The sequence below is a fragment of the Thiomonas sp. OC7 genome (assembly GCF_900634595.1).
GTDB lineage: Bacteria > Pseudomonadota > Gammaproteobacteria > Burkholderiales > Burkholderiaceae_C > Thiomonas > Thiomonas arsenitoxydans.
Genome location: NZ_LR131953.1, coordinates 3,104,541 through 3,125,006, shown reverse-complemented (window position 1 = coordinate 3,125,006; position 20,466 = coordinate 3,104,541). Strand labels below are relative to the sequence as shown.

The following is a 20,466-nucleotide window of genomic DNA, read 5'->3' as shown; positions in this document are numbered from 1 at the left end:
TCGGAGACCTCCATGCCCACCAAACCCGCCAGCGCCGCGCCCGCCCACGCCTACGCCAAAACCAGCAAAACCTTCAAGACCGCTTCGGGCAAGTCCGCATCGTTCTATTCCCTGCCGCAACTCGCCAAAGAACTGGGCACGGATCTGTCTCGCCTGCCGGTGTCCATCCGCATCGTGCTGGAGTCGGTGCTGCGCAACTGCGACGGCAAGAAAGTCAGCGCCGAGCATGTGAAACAGGTCGCAAACTGGAAGCCCAACGCCGCCCGCACCGATGAAATTCCTTTCGTCGTCGCCCGCGTGGTGCTGCAAGACTTCACCGGCGTGCCGCTGCTGGTCGATCTGGCCGCGATGCGCAACGCCGCCGCGCAACAACACAAAAACCCCAAGTCCATCGAACCGCTGGTGCCAGTCGATCTGGTGGTCGATCACTCGGTCATGGTCGACAACTACGGCACCAAAAAGGCGCTCGACCTGAACATGCAGATCGAGTTCCAGCGCAACCGCGAGCGCTACCAGTTCATGAAGTGGGGCATGCAGGCCTTCGACACCTTTGGCGTCGTGCCTCCGGGCTTCGGCATCGTGCACCAGGTCAACCTCGAATACCTCGCCCGCGGTGTGCATAAAACCAAGGACGGCGTCGCCTATCCCGACACCCTGGTGGGCACCGACAGCCACACCACCATGATCAACGGCATCGGCGTGGTGGCCTGGGGCGTGGGTGGCATCGAGGCTGAAGCCGCCATGCTCGGTCAGCCGGTTTACTTCCTCACCCCCGACGTGGTAGGCGTGGAACTCAAGGGCCAGCTGCGCGGCGGCGTCACCGCCACGGATCTGGTGCTCACCCTCACCGAAATGCTGCGCAAGGCCAAGGTGGTCGGCAAGTTCGTCGAGTTCTTCGGCGAAGGCACGGCCAGCCTGTCGGTCACCGATCGCGCCACCATTGGCAATATGGCGCCGGAATATGGCGCGACCATGGGCTTTTTCCCGGTGGACGACAAGACCCTCGACTACTTCAAGGGCACCGGCCGAACCAAAAGCGAAATCGAGCTGTTCGAGGCCTATTTCAAGGCGCAAAAGCTGTTCGGCGTGCCCAAGGCCGGGCAGATCGATTACTCGCAGACCCTCACCCTCGATCTCGGCACGGTCGAGCCCTCGCTGGCCGGCCCCAAACGGCCGCAAGACCGCATTGCGCTGAGCGAAGTCAGCCATCAGTTCGACAAACTGTTTTCGGCACCGGTGGCCGACAACGGCTTCAACCAGCCTGCAGACCGCCTGAGCCGCACCTTCAAAACCAGTGAAGGCATCGAAATCGCCGATGGCGACGTGCTCATCGCCGCCATCACCTCCTGCACCAACACCTCCAACCCCAGCGTGCTGCTGGCCGCCGGGCTGCTCGCCAAAAAGGCCGTCGAAGCCGGGTTGAAGGTGAAAAAACACGTCAAAACCTCGCTGGCCCCTGGCTCGCGTGTGGTGACGGAATATCTGGAAAAGGCCGGCCTGCTGCCCTACCTCGAAAAGCTGGGCTTCTACCTTGCCGGCTACGGCTGCACCACCTGCATCGGCAATGCCGGGCCGCTGGCGCCCGACATCGAGACCACCATCACCGCCAATAATCTGGTGTGTACCGCCGTGCTGTCGGGCAACCGCAACTTCGAAGCGCGCATCCATCCCAATATCAAGGGCAACTTCCTCGCCAGCCCGCCGCTGGTGGTGGCCTATGCCATTGCCGGCACGGTGCGCCGCGACCTGATGACCGAACCCGTGGGCTATGGCAAGGGCGGCAAGCCGGTCTATCTGGGCGACATCTGGCCGAGCAGCGAAGAAATCGACAAGCTGATGAAGTTCGCCATGAACCCCAAGGTGTTCCGCGAGAACTACGCGCAGGTCGCCACGCAGCCGGGCAAGCTGTGGAAGAAGATCGAAGGCGTCAAGGGACAGGTGTACGACTGGCCCAAGAGCACCTATATCGCCGAGCCGCCGTTCTTCGCCGGGTTCGGCATGCAGCCTGCGGCCACGTCGCTGCAGGTGCAGGGCGCGCGCGCCCTGGCGCTGTTCGGCGACTCGGTGACCACCGATCACATTTCGCCCGCAGGCCCGATCAAGGAAACCTCGCCCGCCGGGCAATGGCTGCAGGCCAACGGGGTGCTCAAGGCCGACTTCAACTCCTACGGCTCGCGCCGCGGCAACCACGAGGTGATGATGCGCGGCACCTTCGCCAATGTGCGCATCAAGAATCTGATGATTCCGGCCGGGGCCGACGGCTCGCGTGAAGAAGGCGGCGTGACCCTGTTCCAGCCGTCTGGCAAGAAGATGTTCATCTTTGATGCCGCGATGCAGTACATCGCCGAAGACACGCCCACGGTCATCTTCGCTGGCGAGGAATACGGCACGGGTTCCAGCCGCGACTGGGCGGCCAAGGGCACGCAGCTTCTGGGCGTGAAGGCCGTGGTGGCGCGCAGTTTCGAGCGCATCCACCGCTCCAATCTGGTGGGCATGGGCGTGTTGCCGCTGCAGTTCCTCGGCAATGATTCGTGGGAGTCGTTGGGCATCAAGGGCGACGAGACCTTCGCCATCGATCTGGGCGATACCCTGAGGCCGCAACAAGACGCGCTGCTGACCATCACCCGGGCGGACGGCAGCAAGCAGCAGGTCAAGCTCAAGCTGCGCATCGACACGCCGATCGAGGTCGATTACTACCGCAACGGCGGCATCCTGCCCTTCGTGCTGCGGCAGTTGCTGGCGGCTTGAGAGGGTGTGAACCAATCCGCCATGCCCACTCCTTGCGCCAAAACACCCCCGCTCGGCGTTGCACTCGGTGTCGTAATTGAGCGCCGTGCCGACGGGCACGGCTGCGCTTTGCGCCTTGATCGGAGGCGTTTGGGCACGTTGCTCGGCCACGCCGGATTCATTCACACCCTCTGAGCGCTCTCGCCACAGCGCACCCGCATGACTGACGCCGCGCCGATCCCCGACGTTCTCGTGGTCGGATCGGGCCCGGCGGGCGCCATGGTGGCGCGCGATCTGGCCCGCGCTGGTGCGCGGGTGCGCATTCTGGAACAGGGCTCGGGGCCGCCTCCCGGCACCAATCTGCTCAAACTCCTGCGCCGCAAAGAGGCGATGCACATCGCGCCCGGTGTGGTGCTGCTGCGCAGCCTGCGGGTGGGCGGCGGATCGGTCACCTTCTATCACACCGCCACGCCTCCGCCGCTGGCGATGTTTGCCCGTCACGGCATCGACCTTGCCGCCGCGCTCGAACGGGTGCAGTCCGAACTGCCGCATGCCCCTTTGCGCGACGATCTGCTCACCCCGATTCCCTCTCTGCTGATGCAGGCCGGAGAGTCTCTGGGTCTGCCCTGGCAGCCGTTGCCCAAGATGATCGACCAATCGCGCTGCGCGCAGGGCATCTGCCCGCCGGAGGCCTTCTGGTCGGCGCAGACGCTGTTGCAGCAGGCGATCCGCCACGGCGCGGATCTGCAGACCGGCGTTCGGGTCACGCGCGTGCTGTTCGACCAGGGCCGGGCCATCGGGGTGGAAGCGCAACACCAGGGCGGCGCGGCGCAAATCTTCCGCGCGGGACGGGTGATTCTGAGTGCGGGCGGCATTGCCAGCCCGGCCATCCTGCAGCACAGCGGCGTGGAGCAGGCGGGTGACGGTTTTTTCTGCGACCCACTGCGCATTGTCATGGGCCATGTGCCGGCCATGAGGCGCGCGCACGACATCTCCATGTCGGCGGGTTATTTCAACGCTGACGCGGGCTACATGCTGTCGGACATCACCATTCCGGCCAATTTTTTCCGCGCCTTCACCTGGGCGGCCGGTCGGCCCGATCAGTTGCTCAGCTACGGCCACACGGCGATGATCATGGTGAAAATCCGCGACGACATCGAAGGCCGCATCGACCCGCACGGGCGCCCCTGGCGGCGCTTCGGGCCGGGCGACCGGCTGAAAATGCGCGCGGGCGTGGAGCAGGCGCGCGCGGTGCTGAAGGCCGCCGGTTCGGGCAAACCTTATGTGTCGCCCTGGGTGGCGGCGCACCCCGGCGGCAGCGTGCGTCTGGGCGAAATGCTCGACGAAAACCTGAGCTGCCATAGCCCGAATCTGCATGTATGCGACGCCTCGGTCATTCCCGAGCCCTGGGGCCTGCCGCCCACCCTCACCCTGCTGGCGCTGGGCAGTGAACTTGCCCGGCGCTTGTCATGAGAACGGCGGCAAGAACGGGGATAGCGCGGCGCGCCAATCTGCTTCGTCAAACCCCACCAAAAGCTGCCCGCCCGTCTCGACCACGGGCCGTTTGATGGCGCTGGGATGCTGCGCCAGAACCGCCACCGCGCTGGGCGCATCGACCACGCGGGCCTGCGTAGCCGCATCAAGCTTGCGCCAGGTGGTGCCGCGCTTGTTCAGCAGCGCCTCCCAGCCGACGGCCTCGGCCCAGGCTGAAATCTGCGCGGCACTGGGCGGGGTTTTCTTGAAATCGACAAACTGAAAATCCACGCCCTGCGCCTGCAGCCACTGCCGCGCCCGCTTGACGGTGTCGCACTGGGTCAAACCGTAAACCGTTAAAACCGGCGATGCGTTCATGCAGAAACCTTGTCGCGGCGGAAAGCCCACTGATCAATCTTGGAGGCCTCGGGCACGAAGCGGTAGCCGTCGCTGTCGAACGCCTTGAGCGCATCCACCTGAGTCAAGCGATGCTCAATGACATAGCGCGCCATCAGCCCGCGCGCACGCTTGGCGTAAAAGCTCACGATTTTGTAGCCGGTCTGGGGCGTGCCGTCCTGAAACACCGGCTGCACCACGCGCGCCTTGAGCGCTTTGCGATCCACGCTACGGAAGTATTCGTCGGAAGCCAGATTCACCAGCACCGGCTCGCCCTTGCCGCCAGCCAATTCGGCGTTGAGGTTTTCGGCGATCTGCGTCCCCCAGTAGGCGTACAAATCCTTGCCCTTGGTATTGGGCCAGGCCGTGCCCATCTCCAGGCGGTAGGGCCGCATGAGATCGAGCGGGCGCAGCACGCCGTAAAGCCCGCTGAGCACGCGCAGATGCTGCTGTGCCCATTGCAGATCGCCTTCGCTCAGACTGCGGGCATCAAGCCCTTCGTACACATCGCCGTTGAATGCCAACACCGCCTGCTTGCTGTCTTGCGGGGTAAAGCTGGGCTGCCATTCGGCAAAGCGCGCGGCATTGAGCGCGGCGAGTTTGTCGGAAATGCCCATGAGCGCGCTGAGCTGCTGCGGGCTTTGCTTGCGCAGCCCGTCCACCAGCACCTTGGCCTGCAGGGTGAACTGCGGCTGGGTGGCGATGGACGTCGTGGGCGGGGTGGTGTAGTCGAGTGATTTGGCGGGGGACAGGACCATCAACAGCATGTCGGTTCTCACAAAGTCAGAGTGCTGCACAAGTGTATCGACGGCCTGCCCCGCGCAGTTATCCCATCAGGCGGCCACGGCTTCGGCCATCTGCGGCGCCGGGGTGCGGATGAGATAGTCAAAGGCGCTGAGCGCGGCCTTGGCGCCATCACCCGCGGCGATGACGATCTGCTTGTAGGGCACGGTCGTCACGTCGCCTGCCGCCATGACGCCGGGGACCGAGGTCTGGCCTTTGGCATCCACCACAATTTCGCCGAATCGGCTGAGTTCGACCACGCCCTTGAGCCACTCGGTGTTGGGCACCAGGCCGATCTGCACGAACACGCCCTCCAACTCCAGATGATGGCTGGCGCCGCTGGCGCGGTCGGTGTAGGTGAGGCCGTTGACCTTGCTGCCGTCGCCGGTGATTTCGGTGGTTTGCGCGTTGGTGTGAATGGTGACATTGGGCAGGCTGCGCAGCTTGCTCACCAGCACCGCGTCAGCGCGTAGCTCGGGCGCGAATTCCAGCAGAGTGACATGCGCCACCAGACCCGCCAGATCGATGGCGGCTTCCACGCCCGAGTTGCCCCCGCCGATCACGCTCACCCGCTTGCCCTTGAACAGCGGGCCGTCGCAATGCGGGCAGTACGCCACGCCCTTGTTGCGGTACTCGGCTTCGCCCGGCACGTTCACATTGCGCCAGCGCGCGCCGGTAGAGAGGATGACGCTGCGCGCCTGAAGGCGGCCGCCGTGGGCAAACTGCACACCGATCAACCCACCTTCCTGCTCCGCGGGAATGAGCTTTTCGGCGCGCTGTTGATTGAGAATCTCCACGCCGTATTGCCGCACATGCGCTTCGAGCGCCATGCCGAATTTCGGGCCATCGGTTTCCAGCACCGAGATGTAGTTTTCAATGGCGAGGGTGTCGTTGACCTGCCCGCCGAAACGCTCCGCCGCGACGCCCACGCGAATGCCCTTGCGCGCGGCGTAAACCGCGGCAGCCGCGCCAGCGGGACCACCGCCCACAATCAGCACGTCGTAAGGCGCTTTGGCGTTGAGCTTGGCCGCGTCGCGCTGCGCAGAGCCGGTGTCGAGCTTGGCGACGATCTCGGCCACATCCATGCGCCCGCTGCCGAACAGCTCGCCATTGAGATACACCGTGGGCACCGCCATGATCTGCCGTGACTCGACCTCGCCCTGATACAGCCCGCCGTCGATCACCACGGTCTGTACCCGGGGGTTGAGCACGGCCATCAGCGAGAGCGCCTGCACCACGTCCGGACAGTTATGGCAGCTCAGCGACATATACACCTCGAAGCGATAGTCGCCGTCGAGCTGGCGAATCGCCTCGAGGGTCTCCGCCTCGACCTTGGGCGGATGCCCGCCAGTCCACAACAACGCCAGCACCAGCGAGGTGAACTCATGGCCCAGAGGAATCGCGGCAAACCGCAGATGCTGCGCCGGGCCCGAGACACGCTCCAGAGCGAAGGACGGGCGCCGCGCGTCGGTGCCGTCGAACCGCACCGAAATCTTGTCGGACAGGCTCGCGATCTGCTCCAGCAGGGTGCGCATCTGCGCCGCGTTCTCGCTATCGTCCAGCGAGGCGACAAGGGTGAATGGTTGAGAGACGCGCTCCAGGTAAGCCTTGAGTTGGGAAAGCAGGGTGTCGTCGAGCATGGCGTGCTCCTTCGGGGTGCAGGTGGAGTTCGGGCAGGAAAAAGCCACTGCTTCGCCCGGCAGATCGCCGTGCGCAGTGCGCCGATTCAAAAGGCGGCTGCCTGACCCAACGACTGCCGGGTCAGGCGCAGCGAGGGGCCGAAGATCAGATCTTGCCGACCAGATCCAGCGAAGGCTTCAGCGTGGCCGCGCCTTCCTTCCACTTGGCCGGGCAGACTTCGCCCGGATGCGAGGCCACATACTGCGCGGCCTGCACCTTACGCAGCAGTTCCTTGGCGTCACGGCCAATGCCGTTGTCATGAATTTCGCACAGCTTGATCACGCCTTCCGGGTTGATCAGGAAGGTGCCGCGCAGCGCCAGGCCCTCTTCTTCGATCATCACACCGAAATTGCGGGTCAGCGCGCCGGTCGGGTCGCCGATCATCGGATAGTTCACCTTCTTGATCGCTTCGGAGGTGTCGTGCCAAGCTTTGTGGGCGAAATGCGTATCCGTCGAAACGCTGTAAATTTCCACCCCAAGAGCCTTGAAAGTGTCGTAGTTGTCGGCCAGGTCTTCAAGCTCGGTCGGGCAGACAAAGGTGAAGTCGGCGGGGTAGAACACCACGACCGACCATTTACCCTTCAGGCTGGCCTCGGTCACGTCGAAAAACTTGCCATTCTGAAAAGCGGTGGCCTTGAAAGGTTTGACTTCAGTGTTGATCAAAGACATGTGAAACTCCTTGAGGTTGCTGTTGACGTTCGGCTGTTGCCGAGCTTGTAAAGAAGGTTTTACCTTCATTTATGTTGCAGTGCACACTGTAGAGAACGCGTCCCTGAACGTCCAATGGACACTTTCAATTCAGGCTATAGAAGGCCCCTATGCCTTCCTTATCCTTGCTTATGCCGCTCGCCCTTTCGTCCACCTTTGCCGATATTTTGCGGCCGCGAAGCAAAAGGCAAATCAAACTCTAACTGGTCCGACATGACGACTTCAATTGCTTTCATCGGCCTGGGTGCCATGGGTGCGCCCATGCTGGGCCATTTGCTGCAACTGGGCTGCAGCGCCAAAGCCTATGCCCGCAGCGACAGCAGCCGTGCTGCCGCGGCCGAGCTGGGCGTTCACCTCTGCACCAGCCCGGCAGAGGCCGCGCGCGGCGCCGAGTTCATTTTCACCAACGTCACCTCGACCGAAGACGTGCGCAACGTGCTCTGCGGCCCGGAGGGTGCTTTGCACGGCGCACGGCCCGGCGCGGTGTGCGTCGACCACAGCACCATCTCACCGGAAGGCGCGCGTGAAATCGGGCAGGCCCTGCAGGCCGCCGGGCTGCATTTTCTCGACGCCCCCGTGTCGGGCGGCGTGAACGGCGCGAAGCAAGCCAGCCTGAGCATCATGGTCGGCGGCGATGCCGAGGTTTTCGCCCGCGCCCTTCCCTTGCTGCGCGCCCTCGGCCAAAACGTGCGCCACGTCGGGCCCAGCGGCAGCGGCCAGGTGGCCAAGACCTGCAATCAACTCATTCAGGTCGTCACCATCGAAGCCATCGCCGAGGCTTTGCTTTATGCCACGCGGCAAGGCGTGGACGCCCACGCGGTGCTTGGCGCCATTTCCACAGGTTTTGCCGGCAGCCGCATGCTGGATCTGATGGGCCCGAAAATGGCGCAGCGCGATTTCGCCGCGGGTATCGAAGCCCGGCTGCACGCCAAGGATTTCGGCCTGATCGCCGCATCGGCCAAGGCCGCCGGGCTGCATCTGCCCGCACTGGAACAGGTACAGCGCCAGCTCGATGCGCTGATGCAATCCGGCTGGGGACGGGACGACACCTCCAGCCTGTTGCGGGTGCTGGAGTCGCAACAGGACGGGCTCAATCGGCCGGAGTGAGGTCTTGCGCTGTGTTGGCAGCGTCGGCAGTTTCACTCACGCGCTCGCGCTCTCGCGTCCCGATCAGATCCCACAGACGGCTGTGCAACACAGACCCCGGCTGCGCCAGCGCGTCCAGCGCCGAAAAATGATGCGCGCCCGGAACGACCAGCGTCTTGCCCGATCCGGGCCAGTGGCGGTGCATCAACCGGGCCTGCGCGTGAAAAGCCTCAGACTCGTCAGCGCCCACCGCCAAGGCCAGCGCAGCCGGCCCGGCGGGAGGCAACCACGCCGGCGACATCGCCCGCGCCGAATGTTGCGTGAGCTTCAGATCGCGCTGCAAAAACGCCGTCTTGCGCACCGCCTCCAGGTCGTACACCCCCGACAACGCGAGAGCCCCCGCTGGAATCTGGGCCGGCAGATCGTCGCCGTACCAATCGAAGCGGCAGGCCAGCATCATGGCCGCCAGATGCGCGCCCGCAGAATGCCCCGCCAGAACGATGCGCGAACGATCCACGCCAAAGTCTTCCGCCCGTCGCCAGACCCACGCCAGCGCCTGCACCACATCGCCCACGATCTGCTGCAACGGCGCCCCGGGGGCAAGCGCGTAATTCACCACCACCACATGCACCCCGCGCGCTACGAACGGCGGCGCGATGAAACTGTGATCAGCCTTGTCCAGCGAACGCCACCAGCCCCCGTGGATAAACACCAGACAGGGCGCCAACCCCGTCGCGGCCGGGGCGAACCAGTCCAGCGTCTGCGCAATCGAATCGCCATACGGCAGATCGAGCAGGCAGGGCCAGTTCAACCGCGCCTCCTGCGAGTCGCGCTTCCAGCGCGCGAGATAATCGGCCCAGTCGGGCACCAGCTCACGATTGTTGAATTGGCGGTCGAGCACCGCAGCGTCGTAACGCATCATCCCACCCCACCGGGTTCGAATACGGATTTATGACGGCTTGATGGTAGGCCGGGAAGTCGCACCTCACCACCTGAGATACCGTTCGTTACCAATCACCCCACCCCCGGCAATCGATCCCGCTTCCCGGCGTCGGTTATGATTTTGCTTTTCGGGCCGATAGCTCAGCTGGGAGAGCGCTGCGTTCGCAATGCAGAGGTCGGGAGTTCGATCCTCCTTCGGTCCACCAAACACCCAAGCCCAGGCCAGCGCCTGGGCTTTTGTTTTGCGCGTCGGGCGCTCGGTAATCGTGAAAGAATTGTGACCTTCTGAAATGAGCCCGGCGCATGGCGCGGGCTTTACCGTCATGCAAACCGCCGCTATGCAAACCGAACAGGTCCGCTCTTACCTTCTCGATCTCCAGGCCCGCATCCTCGGAGCGCTTCAAGCCGCGGACGGTCAGCCCTTTCGCCGCGATACGTGGACGCGCCCCGCCGACTCGCCGCTGCAGGGCGAGGGCATCAGCAGTCTGATTGAGTTTGGCGGTCTGCTGGAGCGCGGCGGCTGCAACTTTTCGCATGTGCGCGGCCCCAAGCTGCCACCTTCGGCCACGCAGCACCGGCCCGAGCTGGCGGGAGCGCCGTTTGAGGCGCTGGGCATTTCGCTGGTGTTCCACCCGACCAACCCGTATGTGCCGACGGTGCATATGAATGTGCGCATGCTCATGGCCGAGCCCGAAGGCCAGGCGCCGGTGGCGTGGTTCGGCGGCGGCATGGATCTCACGCCTTATTACGGCTTCGAAGACGACGCCCGCCACTTTCACCGCACCTGCCAAACCGCGCTTGCGCCATTCGGCGAAGACCACTATCCGCGCTTCAAGGCGTGGTGCGACGAATACTTCTTTCTCAAACATCGCAACGAGCCGCGCGGCATCGGCGGCGTGTTTTTTGACGATTACAACGAGGGCGGCTTCGAGCAGAGTTTCGCCCTGATGCGCGCCGTGGGCGATGCCTTCCTGCCGGCCTATGTGCCCATCGTCGAGCGGCGTCGCGCGCTGCCCTACGGCGAACGCGAGCGCGACTTCCAGGCCTACCGCCGCGGGCGCTATGTCGAGTTCAATCTGGTGTGGGACCGCGGCACGCACTTCGGTCTGCAGTCGGGCGGGCGCACCGAATCCATCCTCATGTCGATGCCGCCTATTGTGAAGTGGCGCTATGACTGGCACCCCGAGGCGGGCTCGCCCGAGGCGCAGCTGTACGACACCTTTCTCAAGCCGCGGGATTGGGCCGCTGCATGAATGGCGTCGCCTCGGCAAAGCCCCGGCGCATCGGTTTGCTCGGCGGCAGTTTCGACCCGATTCACAACGCACACCTGCAGCTCGCGCAGAGCGCCTGCAGCGAGTTGGCGCTCGACGCTGTCTGGTTCATCCCCGCCGGGCAGCCTTGGCAGCGCGACCCGCTGGCGGCGAGCCCGCAACAGCGTTGGGACATGGTGAATCTCGCCATCGCCGGACGCACCGGCCTGCGCGCCTGCGACATCGAGCTCAAGCGTCAGGGGCCGAGCTACACCATCGACACCGTGCGCGAGTTGCGCGCCGCGCATCCAGACGCGGCGTTCACCTTCATTCTGGGCGCCGATCAGTTGCGCAACCTCCCGACCTGGAATGGCTGGGAAGACATCGTGGCCGAGGTCGATCTGGCCGCCGCGCGGCGACCGGGCTACGACGACAAGGCGCCGCCTCAACTCCTTGAAGCCCTGGCCGCCAGCGGGCATCTCCTGCACCGCCTGTCCATGCCCGAGATTGATCTCTCGGCCACGCGCATCCGCCGCCATCTCGCCCAAGGCGAATCGCTCGCCGGGCTGGCGCCTGCCGCTGTGGCACACTACATTGATCAACATCGCCTTTACACGCACTCATAACGCACTCATCAGCATGGATATCCGCAAACTGCAACGCACCATCGTCGACGCTCTGGAAGACGTCAAGGCCCAGGACATCGAGGTGTTCAACACCGAAGAACTCACCAGCCTGTTCGACCGGGTCATCGTCGCCAGCGGCACGTCCAACCGCCAGACGCGCGCGCTGGCCAGCAGTGTGCGCGACAGCGTGAAAGCCGCCGGATTCGCGGTGCGCAATCCCGAAGGCGAAGAAACCGGCGAGTGGGTGCTGGTGGACTGCGGCGGCGCGGTGGTGCACATCATGCAGCCCGCGATCCGTGCGTATTACAAGCTCGAAGAACTGTGGGGCGCCAAGCCGGTTCACCTCAAGCTCGGCGGCGCCAAACGGGTCGGCGCGAAAGTGGCCGCCAAGGGTCCGGACAGCCGCCCCGACAAGCCCGAAGACGACACCAAGGCGCCGGCTCGGAAAACCGCGGCCCGCAAGAGCGCGGCCAGCAAAACCGTCGTCCGCAAGCGTCCAGCCGCCAAGAAGGCCGCGGCGAAAACCGCCCCCGCGCGCACCTCGCCGTATGGCGAAACCGGCACCGAGAAAAAACGCGTGACCCGCGTGGTCGGCACGGCTGCGGGCGCTCGCTCCGCCCCGGTGGCTCCGGCCCGCAAGCGGGCGCAGCCCGCCGAGGCACCGGTTGCCGCCAAACGACCCGCCGCGCGCAAATCCACCGCCGCTGCGGGCAAGCGCCCCGCGGCCAAGAAAGCCGCGTCCCCAACGCCGACCAAGCGCGTTGCGGCCAAAAAGCGGGCGTCCTGACCGCCTCGCGGCTGGCTGACCCGCCGTCGGGCTCCGCATGAAACTCTGGCTGCTCGCCGTGGGCCAGCGCATGCCGCGCTGGGTGGACGAAGCCTATGCCGACTACGCCAAGCGCCTGCCGCCCGAAACGCCCCTGCTTCTCAAGGAGATCAAGGCAGAGGCGCGCAGCTCCAGCATCAGTGCCGAAGCGGTGATGGAACGCGAGGCGCAGCGCATCGAGGCCGCCGTGCCAGCGGGCGCGCGCCTCGTCACCCTCGATGAACGCGGCCAGCGACTCACCACCGCCGCGCTGGCTGAAGCCTTGCAGCACTGGCGCCAGGAGGGCCGCGACGTCGCGCTGGTCATCGGTGGCGCGGATGGCCTGGCCCCGCGCCTTAAACAGAAGGCCGACACCTTGCTGCGGCTCTCCGACCTCACCCTGCCCCACGGCCTCGTGCGGGTGCTGCTGGCCGAACAGCTTTACCGCGCCCACAGCCTGCTCAGCGGCCATCCCTATCACCGCGCCTGACGGCCTGCCGCCGCGCCGCGCACGGCGATAATCGGGGCTCGACTTCGCTGCTCAAAATCATGCCATCCCCTAATGCCGACTCTCTCTGGGCCGATGTGCTCGCCGTGCGCCAGCAACAACCGCTGGTGCACAACATCACCAATTTCGTGGTGATGAATTACAACGCCAATGCCCTGCTGGCGCTGGGCGCTGCGCCGGTGATGGCGCACGCCCGCGAAGAGGTTCGCGACATGGCCGGCATCGCTCAGGCGCTGGTGCTTAATATCGGCACTTTGTCGCCAGAGTGGATCGAGGCCATGGTCATGGCGTTGCAGACGGCGCGCGGACGCGGCATTCCGGTGGTACTCGACCCGGTGGGCGCCGGGGCTACGCCTTACCGCAACCGCGCCGTTGCCGAATTGCTCGCCGCAGGCAGCCCCACGGTGTTGCGAGGCAACGCCTCGGAGATTCTCAGTGTCGCCGGGGTGGAGGCGGCCACCCGCGGCGTGGACAGCGCCGCCGCGTCGGACGACGCGGTGCAGACCGCCCGCACGCTCGCCGCCCGCCTGGGCGCTGTGGTCTGCGTGAGTGGCGCGACCGACCACATCCTCGCGCCCGATGGCCGTCATGTGCGCCTATCCAACGGGCATGTGTGGATGACCCGAGTCACGGGCGTGGGCTGCTCAGCCACGGCGCTGATCGGTGCTTTCTGCGCCGCGCAGCCCGACGCGTTTCACGCCACCGTCGCCGCGATGGCCTATCTCGGTGTGGTCGGCGAAGTCGCCGCCGCGCAAGTGCAAGCGCAGGGCCGCGGCGTCGGCCAGCTGCAAATCGCCCTGCTCGACGGCCTGCAACTTCTGGACGCAGAAACCTTCCACGCCCTGCTGCGCCTGCAAACCGATGACTGAATCCGCCCGTCGCTGGCCCCTGGCCGTGCTGCGGCTGCACCTGGTCACCGACGCCGCCCTGTGCGGCCCGCGTGGCGTTGAGGCCGTGGTCGCCGCAGCGGTGAGGGGCGGGGCCACCTGCGTGCAGTTGCGCGAAAAGCAGCTCGACACCCGGCCTTTCGTCGAACGCGCCCGCGCGCTCAAGGCCCTGCTCGCACCGCTGGGGGTGCCGCTGATCATCAACGACCGGCCCGATGTGGCGCTGGCCGCGGGCGCAGACGGCGTGCATGTCGGCCAGAGCGATCTGCCGCCCGAGGACGTGCGACGGTTGATGCCGCACGCCCTCATCGGCCTGTCGGTCGAAAACCCCGAGCAGGTGCGCGCGGCGGCCGACATGCCGGTGGATTACCTCGGCGTCAGCCCGGTGTTTTCCACCCCGAGCAAACAAGACACCGCCCCCGCACTCGGCCTCGAAGGGCTGCGGGCGATGCGTGCCCTCACCGATCTGCCTTTGATCGCCATAGGCGGCATCGATCTGAACAATGCCGCGCAAGTGCTGGCCGCAGGCGCCGACGGCCTGGCCGTGGTGCGGGCGCTGTGCGCCGCACCCGACCCCGCTGCCGCCGCGCAAGCCTTGCGCCAGCTCACCGACTCGCTCACCTTCGTCCATCCATGAACGCGACCGAACCCCTGCAAGACACCCCTGCCGTCGCGCGCTATGCCCGCGTGCTGAGCATCGCTGGCTCCGACAGCGGCGGCGGCGCCGGCATCCAGGCCGACCTCAAAACCATGGCGGCGCTGGGCTGCTATGGCATGACGGCCATCACCGCCATCACGGCGCAGAACACGCAAGGCGTGCGCGCCATTCAGGCGCTGCCGCCCGAATTGCTCGCGCAACAGATCGACGCCGTGGTCGAAGACATCGGTGTGGATGCGGTGAAAATCGGCATGCTGCACGATGTGGGCGTGGTGCGGGTGGTGGCCGAGGCCATTCGCCGCCATCGCTTCACTCATGTGGTGCTCGACCCGGTGATGGTCGCCACCAGCGGCGACAAGCTGATCACCGAATCCACCGTGGACCGGCTCGTTGATGAGCTCTTTCCCCTCGCCACGCTGATCACCCCCAACCTCGACGAAGCCGCCTGGCTACTGCGGCTGGGCACCATAAACGCCGACGCGCTGGAAGACACGGCCAATCTGCTGCACGTGCTGGGCGCTCGCGCGGTGCTGCTCAAGGGCGGCCACTTGCCCGGCCCGCAGCTCACCGACTTGCTGCGTCTGCCCGATGGAGAAGTGCGGCGCTGGGAAGCGCCGCGCATCCCCACGCGCAACACCCACGGCACGGGCTGCAGCCTGTCATCGGCCATCGCGTGTTATCTCGCCCTGGGCGAAACGCTGGCCGATGCCGTGGCGCATGGTCGGGACTATGTGCGACAAGCGCTGCTCGCCGGAGCCGACATGCAACTCGGCCAAGGCCACGGCCCGCTCAACCACGGTCACGCACCTTTAGCGACGAAGCGCCTGCCGCTCTAAGCCGCCGCGGGCGCCCGCGCCTCGCGCCAGCGCAGCGCACCTGCCGCCAGCAATGTGAAGGCCAGGCTCGGCAAGGCCGAGCCCCAATTCGGCCACCACACCGTGCCAAACTGAAACACGCCGATGCCCAGCAACCACACGCTCATCGGCCCCCAGCGCCAGTTGCTCTGCGGCGGCAAACCCGGTGCCAGCTGCGCGATCACCACGCCGAACAGCGGCACGAAAATTGAACTCAGGGTGAGCAGAAAGGGCTCAAGTGCGTGCATCGGCAGCGCAAGCGCCGCCGCGGTGGCCAGCAGCACCAAGGTCATGCCAATACGACGAATGCTCCAGCGGCCGTTGAGGAAGTTGGTCGATACCGCGCCCGAATGCACGTCGCCATAGGCGTTGTCCACCTCATCCACCAAAATGAAACCCAGCGCAATCAGCCCGCCCTGAGCCAGCAGTAAGGTGCTGAGCATGTCGATATCGGCAGGCGACACGCTGATGACCAGCACGCCCAGGGCGTAGCACCAGATGTTCGCCGCGGCGTAGCCGAGCCAGGTGCCGCGCGCCGTGGCGCCAGCGTGGCGTCCGTAGCGGGCATAGTCGGCCACCAGCGGCAGCCAGGACACCGGCATGGCGATCACCAGATCCACCGCCGCTAGCGAGCTCATCGAACCGTCGCCCGGCTGCGCCCACAGCGCGGCAAAGCCGTGCTGCCAGGCCTTGAGTCCGAACTGATAGCTCAGCCAGAGCAGCGAAGCGACGATCAGCGGCATTGCCGCGCGGCTGACGAAGCGCCGCACCAGCCCGATCATCCGCCCACTGGCCAGCACCAGCAGCAGCGAGCCCCAGGCCAGCGTCGCCACCACGGGCACCCAGGCCCCGCGCGTACCGAACACCTGCTCGACGATGGTGCGGGTACCGTCGCGCATGATCACCAGCTCGAACGCCGTCCAGCCCAGCAGTTGCACCACATTGAGCGCCACCGGCAGCATGGCGAAGCGCTGCCCCAGCGTGCGCCCGATCAGCGCCGAACTCGACAGACCGTGCCGGCTGCCGATCCCCGCCACCCAGGCCAGCAAACCCGCGCCCAGCAAGGACCCCAGCGCAATCGCCCCGGCCGCCTGCGGCAGGCTCAAGCCCGGACGCAGATACGCGCCCACCTGCATGACCAGCAGCCCCACCCCCAGACTGAACCACAGCGCGGCGGCATCGGTGAAGGTGAAAATGCGTTCCGCCGCGGGAACCGAGGCATTGGACGCGTGCGCCGCGTCACTTGAAGTTGTGTGTGTTGCCATGGCCCATTTCTGCGTGCTCGCGCAGAAACCCGGCCGGGCCATGCGCGCCATAGCGCGCGCTGCCCACCTTGCTTCCCTGCGCGAGGATGACCTCAATCAGGTTCAAAGGGACTCTCTCAGCGAAGCTACCTACTGCCGCAGCCCCGCACCCCCAGCGTTGCGCCGCAGGATTGCGACACGGCGTCGATTGTAGGCAGGATGACGCCTGCGAGCCGCACCGCGACAGCTCCGGAGCACGGCTAAGCTATGCCCCTGACCCGTGTCCACCCATGCGCCCGATCCGCACTCGCCGCCTGACCTTGGCCGCACGCCTGCTCTGGGCCGCGCCCTATTCGGTGCTCGGCCTGCTCGCCGCCCTACCCGCCTGTGCGCTGGGCGCCCGGCTGCGCCGCAGCGGCCACACCCTGGAATGCACGGGAGGCCAACTGGGCCGCTGGATGCAGCGCCTGCCCAACCGCCATCGCCTCGTCGCCCTCACTCTGGGGCATGTCATCCTCGCGGTCGACGCCCCCGCCATGCAGCGCTTGCGCGCTCACGAACGCGTGCATGTGCGGCAATACGAGCTTTGGGGCCCATTTTTCGGGCCCGCCTATTTGCTGGAGAGCCTGTGGCAAACCCTGCGCGGGCGCGATGCCTACCTCGCCAACCGATTCGAGCGTGAAGCCTATGCGAAGGGCGGACCATTTCTCACGAAACCTCATGATCAGTAAGCCCGCCGCGCTGGGTACCGAAACGAACGCAGCGGCGGCGCTCCGTGCTCGCGCAATCGCTTGATCGGCCCTGAAGTTGCACGCCTCAAATTATTGACGTGCATCAATCCGCGTGTTCCGCAAACGCCTAGCCTGACTGCGAGTCAACCTTGACTCAAAACTTTTTCAGGAGAGTGCCATGATTGCCACCAAGCCATTTTTGACTGCCTTGTCTCTCAGCATCCTGCTCGCAGGTGGAGGGCTGACCGCAACTTCTGCCTACGCTCAAACCCAAAAGCAGGAAACCATTTACGGTAGCCAGTTGATGACGCAGAAGGAGCGTCGTGAATACCGACTCAAAATGCGCGAGGCGAAAACCACAGAGCAGCGGGAACAGATCCGGGCAGAACATCACAAGCTGATGCAGGAACGTGCGAAGGAGCGCGGCGTCAAGCTGCCTGATGCGCCCCCGGCGCAAGGCATGCATCAAGGGATGGGCTCAGGTGGCGCCATGGGTACTGGCGGCGGAGGCATGGGCCCTGGCGGCGGCATGGGGCCGGGCGGCGCAGCGAAACCCTGATTCAGCTCAGTCGGCCTTCTCAAGGAAACGCCGGGCCGCCCCAAGTTTCCTTGACCCCCACGGGGGGCGGGCTGGGCACAGCCCAGCCCTGGGGGCGCTCAAGGAGGCGCGACTTTCCGGTAAACCTGCGCAAACCGTCCCTGCTCAACCACGCCGTAATCGCCTGGCGCGTATTGCAGCAGCCAATCACCGGGGTTGCCGCGCAGCAGATCGCCGCCAGCGCTGCGGGTCATGCGAAACGGTGTGGGCATCTGCCGCGCCAGAACGGGAATGGGCTGGTTGATGTAAGCGCCATTCTGCCCCATGAACGTCGGCGCGAGGGCTTGGTAGCGCGCTTCGAAACGGGCGCGCGACACGCTCCAGCGGTCGCCGGTGGCGCCGGTGATGATGGCATCGCCCGCTGCGTAACGATTGGGGCCTTCGCGGCTGATCAATTCGCCGGAATCGACGGCGAATTGCACCTGCACGGTCTCATGCTTGATGTAAGCGGCTGCCTGCGGGTCGGTGCGCAAATCGACGTTTTGCAACAACGGCGCGCTGGGTTCGTTTTCGGTCATGGCGGATTTGTTCACAATCTCTCACTTGCCATCGAGCACTTCCCAGCGTTCCAGGGCGTGGAGCAGTTCTTCGTCGATCTGCGCGTAACGTTCCTGCATCTCGCTGATACGCATCGTGGAAGAGGTATAACTCGCCGGGTCGGCCAGTTGATCGGAAAGCGATTTCTGCTCCGCCTCCAGGGCGGCTATGCGGCCGGGCAGTTCCTGCAGCTCGCGCTGTTCCTTGTAGCTCAGCTTGCGCTTGGCCGGTACGTGGGGAATGGACGGCTGTGCCTGAGCCGATTTGGTTGGCGCCGCGCCGCGCTTGTCCGCCCCGCCTGCGGCCGATTTATTCAGCTGCGCCTGCAACGCACGGGCACGCTGCGATTGGGTGAGCCAGTCGGAGACGCCGCCTTCGTATTCGCGCCAACGGCCAGGGTCTTCCGGCGTGGCCTCGCTCACTATCGTGCTGGTGACCACATTGTCGAGAAAGCGACGGTCGTGGCTGACCAGAAACACGGTACCGGGAAAGTCTTGCAGCAACTGCTCCAGCAGTTCCAGCGTGTCGATGTCGAGGTCGTTGGTCGGCTCGTCGAGCACCAGCACATTGGCCGGGCGGGCGAACAACCTAGCCAGCAGCAAACGGTTGCGCTCCCCCCCTGAAAGCGACTTGACCGGCGAGTTGGCCCGCGCGGGCGAGAACAAAAAATCGCCCAGATAACTCATCACATGCTTGCGCTGCCCGGCCACCTCAACCCATTCGCTGCCCGGGCTGATGGTGTCGGCCAGGGTGGCGTCAAGGTTGAGCACGGCGCGCATCTGGTCGAAATAGGCGATCTGCAAGCGCGTTCCCTGCCGCACGGTGCCACTATCGGGTTCGATCTCGCCCAGAATGAGCTTGAGCAGCGTGGTTTTGCCCGCGCCGTTGGGCCCAATGAGGCCGACCTTGTCGCCACGCAGAATCGTGGCGGAGAAATCGCGCACCAGCACTCGGTCGCCATAGGCCTTGTTGACGCCTTGCAGCTCGGCCACGATCTTGCCACTAGACTGACCGCCATCCACCTCAAGTTTGACGCGCCCGAGCGAATCGCGCCGCGCCGCGCGTTGGCTGCGCAGCGCCTCCAGGCGGTTGATGCGGCTCACGCTGCGGGTCCGTCGCGCTTCTACGCCCTTGCGTATCCACACCTCTTCCTGCGCCAGAAGCTTGTCGGCGCGGGCGTTCATCACCGACTCATCGGCCAGTTCCTGCTCCTTACGCGCCTCATAAGCGGCGAAATTTCCGGGATAACTGCGCAACGTGCCGCGATCGAGTTCGACAATGCGGGTCGCCACATCGTCGAGAAACGCCCGGTCGTGGGTGATGAGAATCAGGCTGCCGCGAAAGCCGGTGAGCAGTTCTTCCAGCCAGGCGATGGCATCGAGATCGAGGTGATTGGTCGGCTCGTCGAGCAGCAGCACGTCGGGCGCCGCCACCAGCGCCTGCGCCAGGGCCACGCGCTTTTGCATCCCGCCGGAAAGACTGCCCACGAGCGTCGTGCCGTCGAGTTGCAGACGCTGCAGTGTTTGATCGACGCGCGTCTCCCAATTCCAGCCGTCGAGCAATTCAATGCGGGTCTGCAGGGCGTCGAGGTCGTCTTCGGGCGCGTGCCGCTCGAAACGGTCGCGCAGGGCGCGGGCTTCGGCCACGCCTTCGCTCACCACATCGAACACGCTGGCCTGGGCAGAAAAATCCGCCTCCTGCGGCACATACACCCGGCTCAGACCCTGCTGCACCTGCACCAGGCCATCATCGGGCGGCTCCAGCCCGGCCAGAATACGCAGCAGGGATGACTTTCCGGTGCCGTTGCGACCGATCAGGCCCACCCGCTCGCCCACCTCCAGCGACATGGCGGCATGATCGAGCAAGGCCACATGGCCGAAAGCGAGCGACAAATCTGAAACGGAGAGGACGGCCATGCGTAGCGTTTGTTGAGGAAAGACGCTCATTGTGCCAGTCGGTCGCCGCTACCATAC

Annotated in this window: 20 protein-coding genes, 1 tRNA gene and 1 riboswitch; of the genes, 13 read left to right on the top strand and 8 right to left on the bottom strand. The window is 65.4% G+C overall.

The window, feature by feature from the left end:
• The first annotated feature begins 12 nt into the window (after positions 1-12).
• Both acnA and BIO17B3_RS14980 read left to right on the top strand, forming a co-directional pair.
• Entirely contained in the window at positions 13-2,748 is a 2,736-nt protein-coding gene (gene acnA / locus BIO17B3_RS14985) for an aconitate hydratase AcnA (protein ID WP_156054636.1), read from the top strand.
• A gap of 198 nt (positions 2,749-2,946) precedes the next feature.
• Positions 2,947-4,200, top strand: a complete 1,254-nt coding sequence (locus BIO17B3_RS14980) for a GMC family oxidoreductase N-terminal domain-containing protein (RefSeq protein WP_156054635.1) — start codon at positions 2,947-2,949, stop codon at positions 4,198-4,200.
• Here the strand turns inward: BIO17B3_RS14980 and BIO17B3_RS14975 are convergent.
• From BIO17B3_RS14975 to ahpC, 4 genes are all read right to left on the bottom strand, one after another.
• Complete coding sequence (locus BIO17B3_RS14975) at positions 4,195-4,578, bottom strand: arsenate reductase (protein WP_156054634.1); 384 nt, start codon at positions 4,576-4,578, stop codon at positions 4,195-4,197. The genes BIO17B3_RS14980 and BIO17B3_RS14975 overlap by 6 nt on opposite strands.
• Positions 4,575-5,360 (bottom strand): peroxide stress protein YaaA, encoded by a 786-nt coding sequence (gene yaaA / locus BIO17B3_RS14970; RefSeq protein ID WP_197737929.1) that lies wholly within the window; start codon positions 5,358-5,360, stop codon positions 4,575-4,577. Before yaaA ends, BIO17B3_RS14975 begins: the two co-directional genes overlap by 4 nt.
• A gap of 69 nt (positions 5,361-5,429) precedes the next feature.
• Positions 5,430-7,019 (bottom strand): alkyl hydroperoxide reductase subunit F, encoded by a 1,590-nt coding sequence (gene ahpF / locus BIO17B3_RS14965; protein ID WP_156054632.1) that lies wholly within the window; start codon positions 7,017-7,019, stop codon positions 5,430-5,432.
• 145 nt (positions 7,020-7,164) lie between these two features.
• Positions 7,165-7,728 carry an alkyl hydroperoxide reductase subunit C gene (ahpC, locus tag BIO17B3_RS14960; protein ID WP_156054631.1) on the bottom strand — a complete coding sequence of 188 codons (564 nt, stop codon included), beginning with the start codon at positions 7,726-7,728 and terminating at the stop codon, positions 7,165-7,167.
• A gap of 252 nt (positions 7,729-7,980) precedes the next feature.
• On the opposite strand from ahpC, the gene BIO17B3_RS14955 reads away from it, so the two are divergent.
• On the top strand, positions 7,981-8,874 hold the full coding sequence (locus BIO17B3_RS14955) for an NAD(P)-dependent oxidoreductase (RefSeq protein ID WP_156054630.1): 894 nt from the start codon (positions 7,981-7,983) through the stop codon (positions 8,872-8,874).
• Here the strand turns inward: BIO17B3_RS14955 and BIO17B3_RS14950 are convergent.
• Positions 8,858-9,775 carry an alpha/beta hydrolase gene (locus BIO17B3_RS14950; RefSeq protein ID WP_156054629.1) on the bottom strand — a complete coding sequence of 306 codons (918 nt, stop codon included), beginning with the start codon at positions 9,773-9,775 and terminating at the stop codon, positions 8,858-8,860. The two genes, BIO17B3_RS14955 and BIO17B3_RS14950, sit on opposite strands and share 17 nt — an antisense overlap.
• A gap of 150 nt (positions 9,776-9,925) precedes the next feature.
• Here BIO17B3_RS14950 and BIO17B3_RS14945 point away from each other — a divergent pair.
• The 8 genes from BIO17B3_RS14945 (at position 9,926) to thiD (ending at position 15,365) form a co-directional block, all read left to right on the top strand.
• Positions 9,926-10,001: transfer RNA gene (locus tag BIO17B3_RS14945), tRNA-Ala, on the top strand.
• Between the two features lie 117 nt (positions 10,002-10,118).
• Positions 10,119-11,048 carry an oxygen-dependent coproporphyrinogen oxidase gene (gene hemF, locus BIO17B3_RS14940; RefSeq protein WP_156055304.1) on the top strand — a complete coding sequence of 310 codons (930 nt, stop codon included), beginning with the start codon at positions 10,119-10,121 and terminating at the stop codon, positions 11,046-11,048.
• Complete coding sequence (nadD, locus tag BIO17B3_RS14935) at positions 11,045-11,671, top strand: nicotinate-nucleotide adenylyltransferase (protein WP_156054628.1); 627 nt, start codon at positions 11,045-11,047, stop codon at positions 11,669-11,671. The genes hemF and nadD overlap by 4 nt, the downstream gene beginning before the upstream one ends.
• A gap of 13 nt (positions 11,672-11,684) precedes the next feature.
• The gene (gene rsfS / locus BIO17B3_RS14930; RefSeq protein ID WP_156054627.1) at positions 11,685-12,458 is read left to right on the top strand and encodes a ribosome silencing factor; all 774 of its coding nucleotides are present in this window, start codon (positions 11,685-11,687) and stop codon (positions 12,456-12,458) included.
• A 37-nt stretch (positions 12,459-12,495) separates the two neighbouring features.
• Entirely contained in the window at positions 12,496-12,966 is a 471-nt protein-coding gene (gene rlmH / locus BIO17B3_RS14925; protein WP_013106644.1) for a 23S rRNA (pseudouridine(1915)-N(3))-methyltransferase RlmH, read from the top strand.
• A 59-nt stretch (positions 12,967-13,025) separates the two neighbouring features.
• The gene (gene thiM / locus BIO17B3_RS14920; RefSeq protein ID WP_156054626.1) at positions 13,026-13,853 is read left to right on the top strand and encodes a hydroxyethylthiazole kinase; all 828 of its coding nucleotides are present in this window, start codon (positions 13,026-13,028) and stop codon (positions 13,851-13,853) included.
• Positions 13,846-14,508, top strand: a complete 663-nt coding sequence (gene thiE / locus BIO17B3_RS14915) for a thiamine phosphate synthase (protein WP_156054625.1) — start codon at positions 13,846-13,848, stop codon at positions 14,506-14,508. The genes thiM and thiE overlap by 8 nt, the downstream gene beginning before the upstream one ends.
• On the top strand, positions 14,505-15,365 hold the full coding sequence (gene thiD / locus BIO17B3_RS14910) for a bifunctional hydroxymethylpyrimidine kinase/phosphomethylpyrimidine kinase (RefSeq protein ID WP_156054624.1): 861 nt from the start codon (positions 14,505-14,507) through the stop codon (positions 15,363-15,365). The genes thiE and thiD overlap by 4 nt, the downstream gene beginning before the upstream one ends.
• Here the strand turns inward: thiD and BIO17B3_RS14905 are convergent.
• Positions 15,362-16,648: a cytosine permease gene (locus BIO17B3_RS14905; protein WP_156054623.1), complete on the bottom strand. Its 1,287-nt coding sequence runs from the start codon at positions 16,646-16,648 to the stop codon at positions 15,362-15,364. The two genes, thiD and BIO17B3_RS14905, sit on opposite strands and share 4 nt — an antisense overlap.
• Before the next feature lie 56 nt (positions 16,649-16,704).
• A riboswitch (TPP riboswitch) is annotated at positions 16,705-16,811 on the bottom strand.
• Between the two features lie 106 nt (positions 16,812-16,917).
• On the opposite strand from BIO17B3_RS14905, the gene BIO17B3_RS14900 reads away from it, so the two are divergent.
• Positions 16,918-17,358 carry a signal peptide prediction gene (locus BIO17B3_RS14900; RefSeq protein ID WP_156054622.1) on the top strand — a complete coding sequence of 147 codons (441 nt, stop codon included), beginning with the start codon at positions 16,918-16,920 and terminating at the stop codon, positions 17,356-17,358.
• Positions 17,359-17,536: 178 nt separating this feature from the next.
• Complete coding sequence (locus BIO17B3_RS14895; protein WP_156054621.1) at positions 17,537-17,917, top strand: hypothetical protein; 381 nt, start codon at positions 17,537-17,539, stop codon at positions 17,915-17,917.
• Between the two features lie 98 nt (positions 17,918-18,015).
• Here the strand turns inward: BIO17B3_RS14895 and BIO17B3_RS14890 are convergent, their stop codons facing one another.
• Both BIO17B3_RS14890 and BIO17B3_RS14885 read right to left on the bottom strand, forming a co-directional pair.
• Positions 18,016-18,474: a PGDYG domain-containing protein gene (locus BIO17B3_RS14890; protein ID WP_156054620.1), complete on the bottom strand. Its 459-nt coding sequence runs from the start codon at positions 18,472-18,474 to the stop codon at positions 18,016-18,018.
• Positions 18,475-18,495: 21 nt separating this feature from the next.
• Positions 18,496-20,409, bottom strand: a complete 1,914-nt coding sequence (locus BIO17B3_RS14885) for an ATP-binding cassette domain-containing protein (RefSeq protein ID WP_156054619.1) — start codon at positions 20,407-20,409, stop codon at positions 18,496-18,498.
• Between the last annotated feature and the right edge of the window lie 57 nt (positions 20,410-20,466).

Bases quoted from the DNA above. Each gene is read 5' to 3' on its own strand.
- ahpC (WP_156054631.1), bottom strand. From the start codon at position 7,728: ATGTCTTTGATCAACACTGAAGTCAAACCTTTCAAGGCCACCGCTTTT.
- BIO17B3_RS14890 (WP_156054620.1), bottom strand. From the start codon at position 18,474: ATGACCGAAAACGAACCCAGCGCGCCGTTGTTGCAAAACGTCGATTTG.
- thiD (WP_156054624.1), top strand. From the start codon at position 14,505: ATGAACGCGACCGAACCCCTGCAAGACACCCCTGCCGTCGCGCGCTAT.
- thiM (WP_156054626.1), top strand. From the start codon at position 13,026: ATGCCATCCCCTAATGCCGACTCTCTCTGGGCCGATGTGCTCGCCGTG.
- BIO17B3_RS14950 (WP_156054629.1), bottom strand. From the start codon at position 9,775: ATGATGCGTTACGACGCTGCGGTGCTCGACCGCCAATTCAACAATCGT.
- BIO17B3_RS14980 (WP_156054635.1), top strand. From the start codon at position 2,947: ATGACTGACGCCGCGCCGATCCCCGACGTTCTCGTGGTCGGATCGGGC.
- hemF (WP_156055304.1), top strand. From the start codon at position 10,119: ATGCAAACCGCCGCTATGCAAACCGAACAGGTCCGCTCTTACCTTCTC.
- BIO17B3_RS14955 (WP_156054630.1), top strand. From the start codon at position 7,981: ATGACGACTTCAATTGCTTTCATCGGCCTGGGTGCCATGGGTGCGCCC.
- nadD (WP_156054628.1), top strand. From the start codon at position 11,045: ATGAATGGCGTCGCCTCGGCAAAGCCCCGGCGCATCGGTTTGCTCGGC.
- thiE (WP_156054625.1), top strand. From the start codon at position 13,846: ATGACTGAATCCGCCCGTCGCTGGCCCCTGGCCGTGCTGCGGCTGCAC.
- rlmH (WP_013106644.1), top strand. From the start codon at position 12,496: ATGAAACTCTGGCTGCTCGCCGTGGGCCAGCGCATGCCGCGCTGGGTG.
- BIO17B3_RS14975 (WP_156054634.1), bottom strand. From the start codon at position 4,578: ATGAACGCATCGCCGGTTTTAACGGTTTACGGTTTGACCCAGTGCGAC.
- BIO17B3_RS14885 (WP_156054619.1), bottom strand. From the start codon at position 20,409: ATGGCCGTCCTCTCCGTTTCAGATTTGTCGCTCGCTTTCGGCCATGTG.
- BIO17B3_RS14900 (WP_156054622.1), top strand. From the start codon at position 16,918: ATGCGCCCGATCCGCACTCGCCGCCTGACCTTGGCCGCACGCCTGCTC.
- acnA (WP_156054636.1), top strand. From the start codon at position 13: ATGCCCACCAAACCCGCCAGCGCCGCGCCCGCCCACGCCTACGCCAAA.
- rsfS (WP_156054627.1), top strand. From the start codon at position 11,685: ATGGATATCCGCAAACTGCAACGCACCATCGTCGACGCTCTGGAAGAC.
- ahpF (WP_156054632.1), bottom strand. From the start codon at position 7,019: ATGCTCGACGACACCCTGCTTTCCCAACTCAAGGCTTACCTGGAGCGC.
- BIO17B3_RS14905 (WP_156054623.1), bottom strand. From the start codon at position 16,648: ATGGCAACACACACAACTTCAAGTGACGCGGCGCACGCGTCCAATGCC.
- BIO17B3_RS14895 (WP_156054621.1), top strand. From the start codon at position 17,537: ATGATTGCCACCAAGCCATTTTTGACTGCCTTGTCTCTCAGCATCCTG.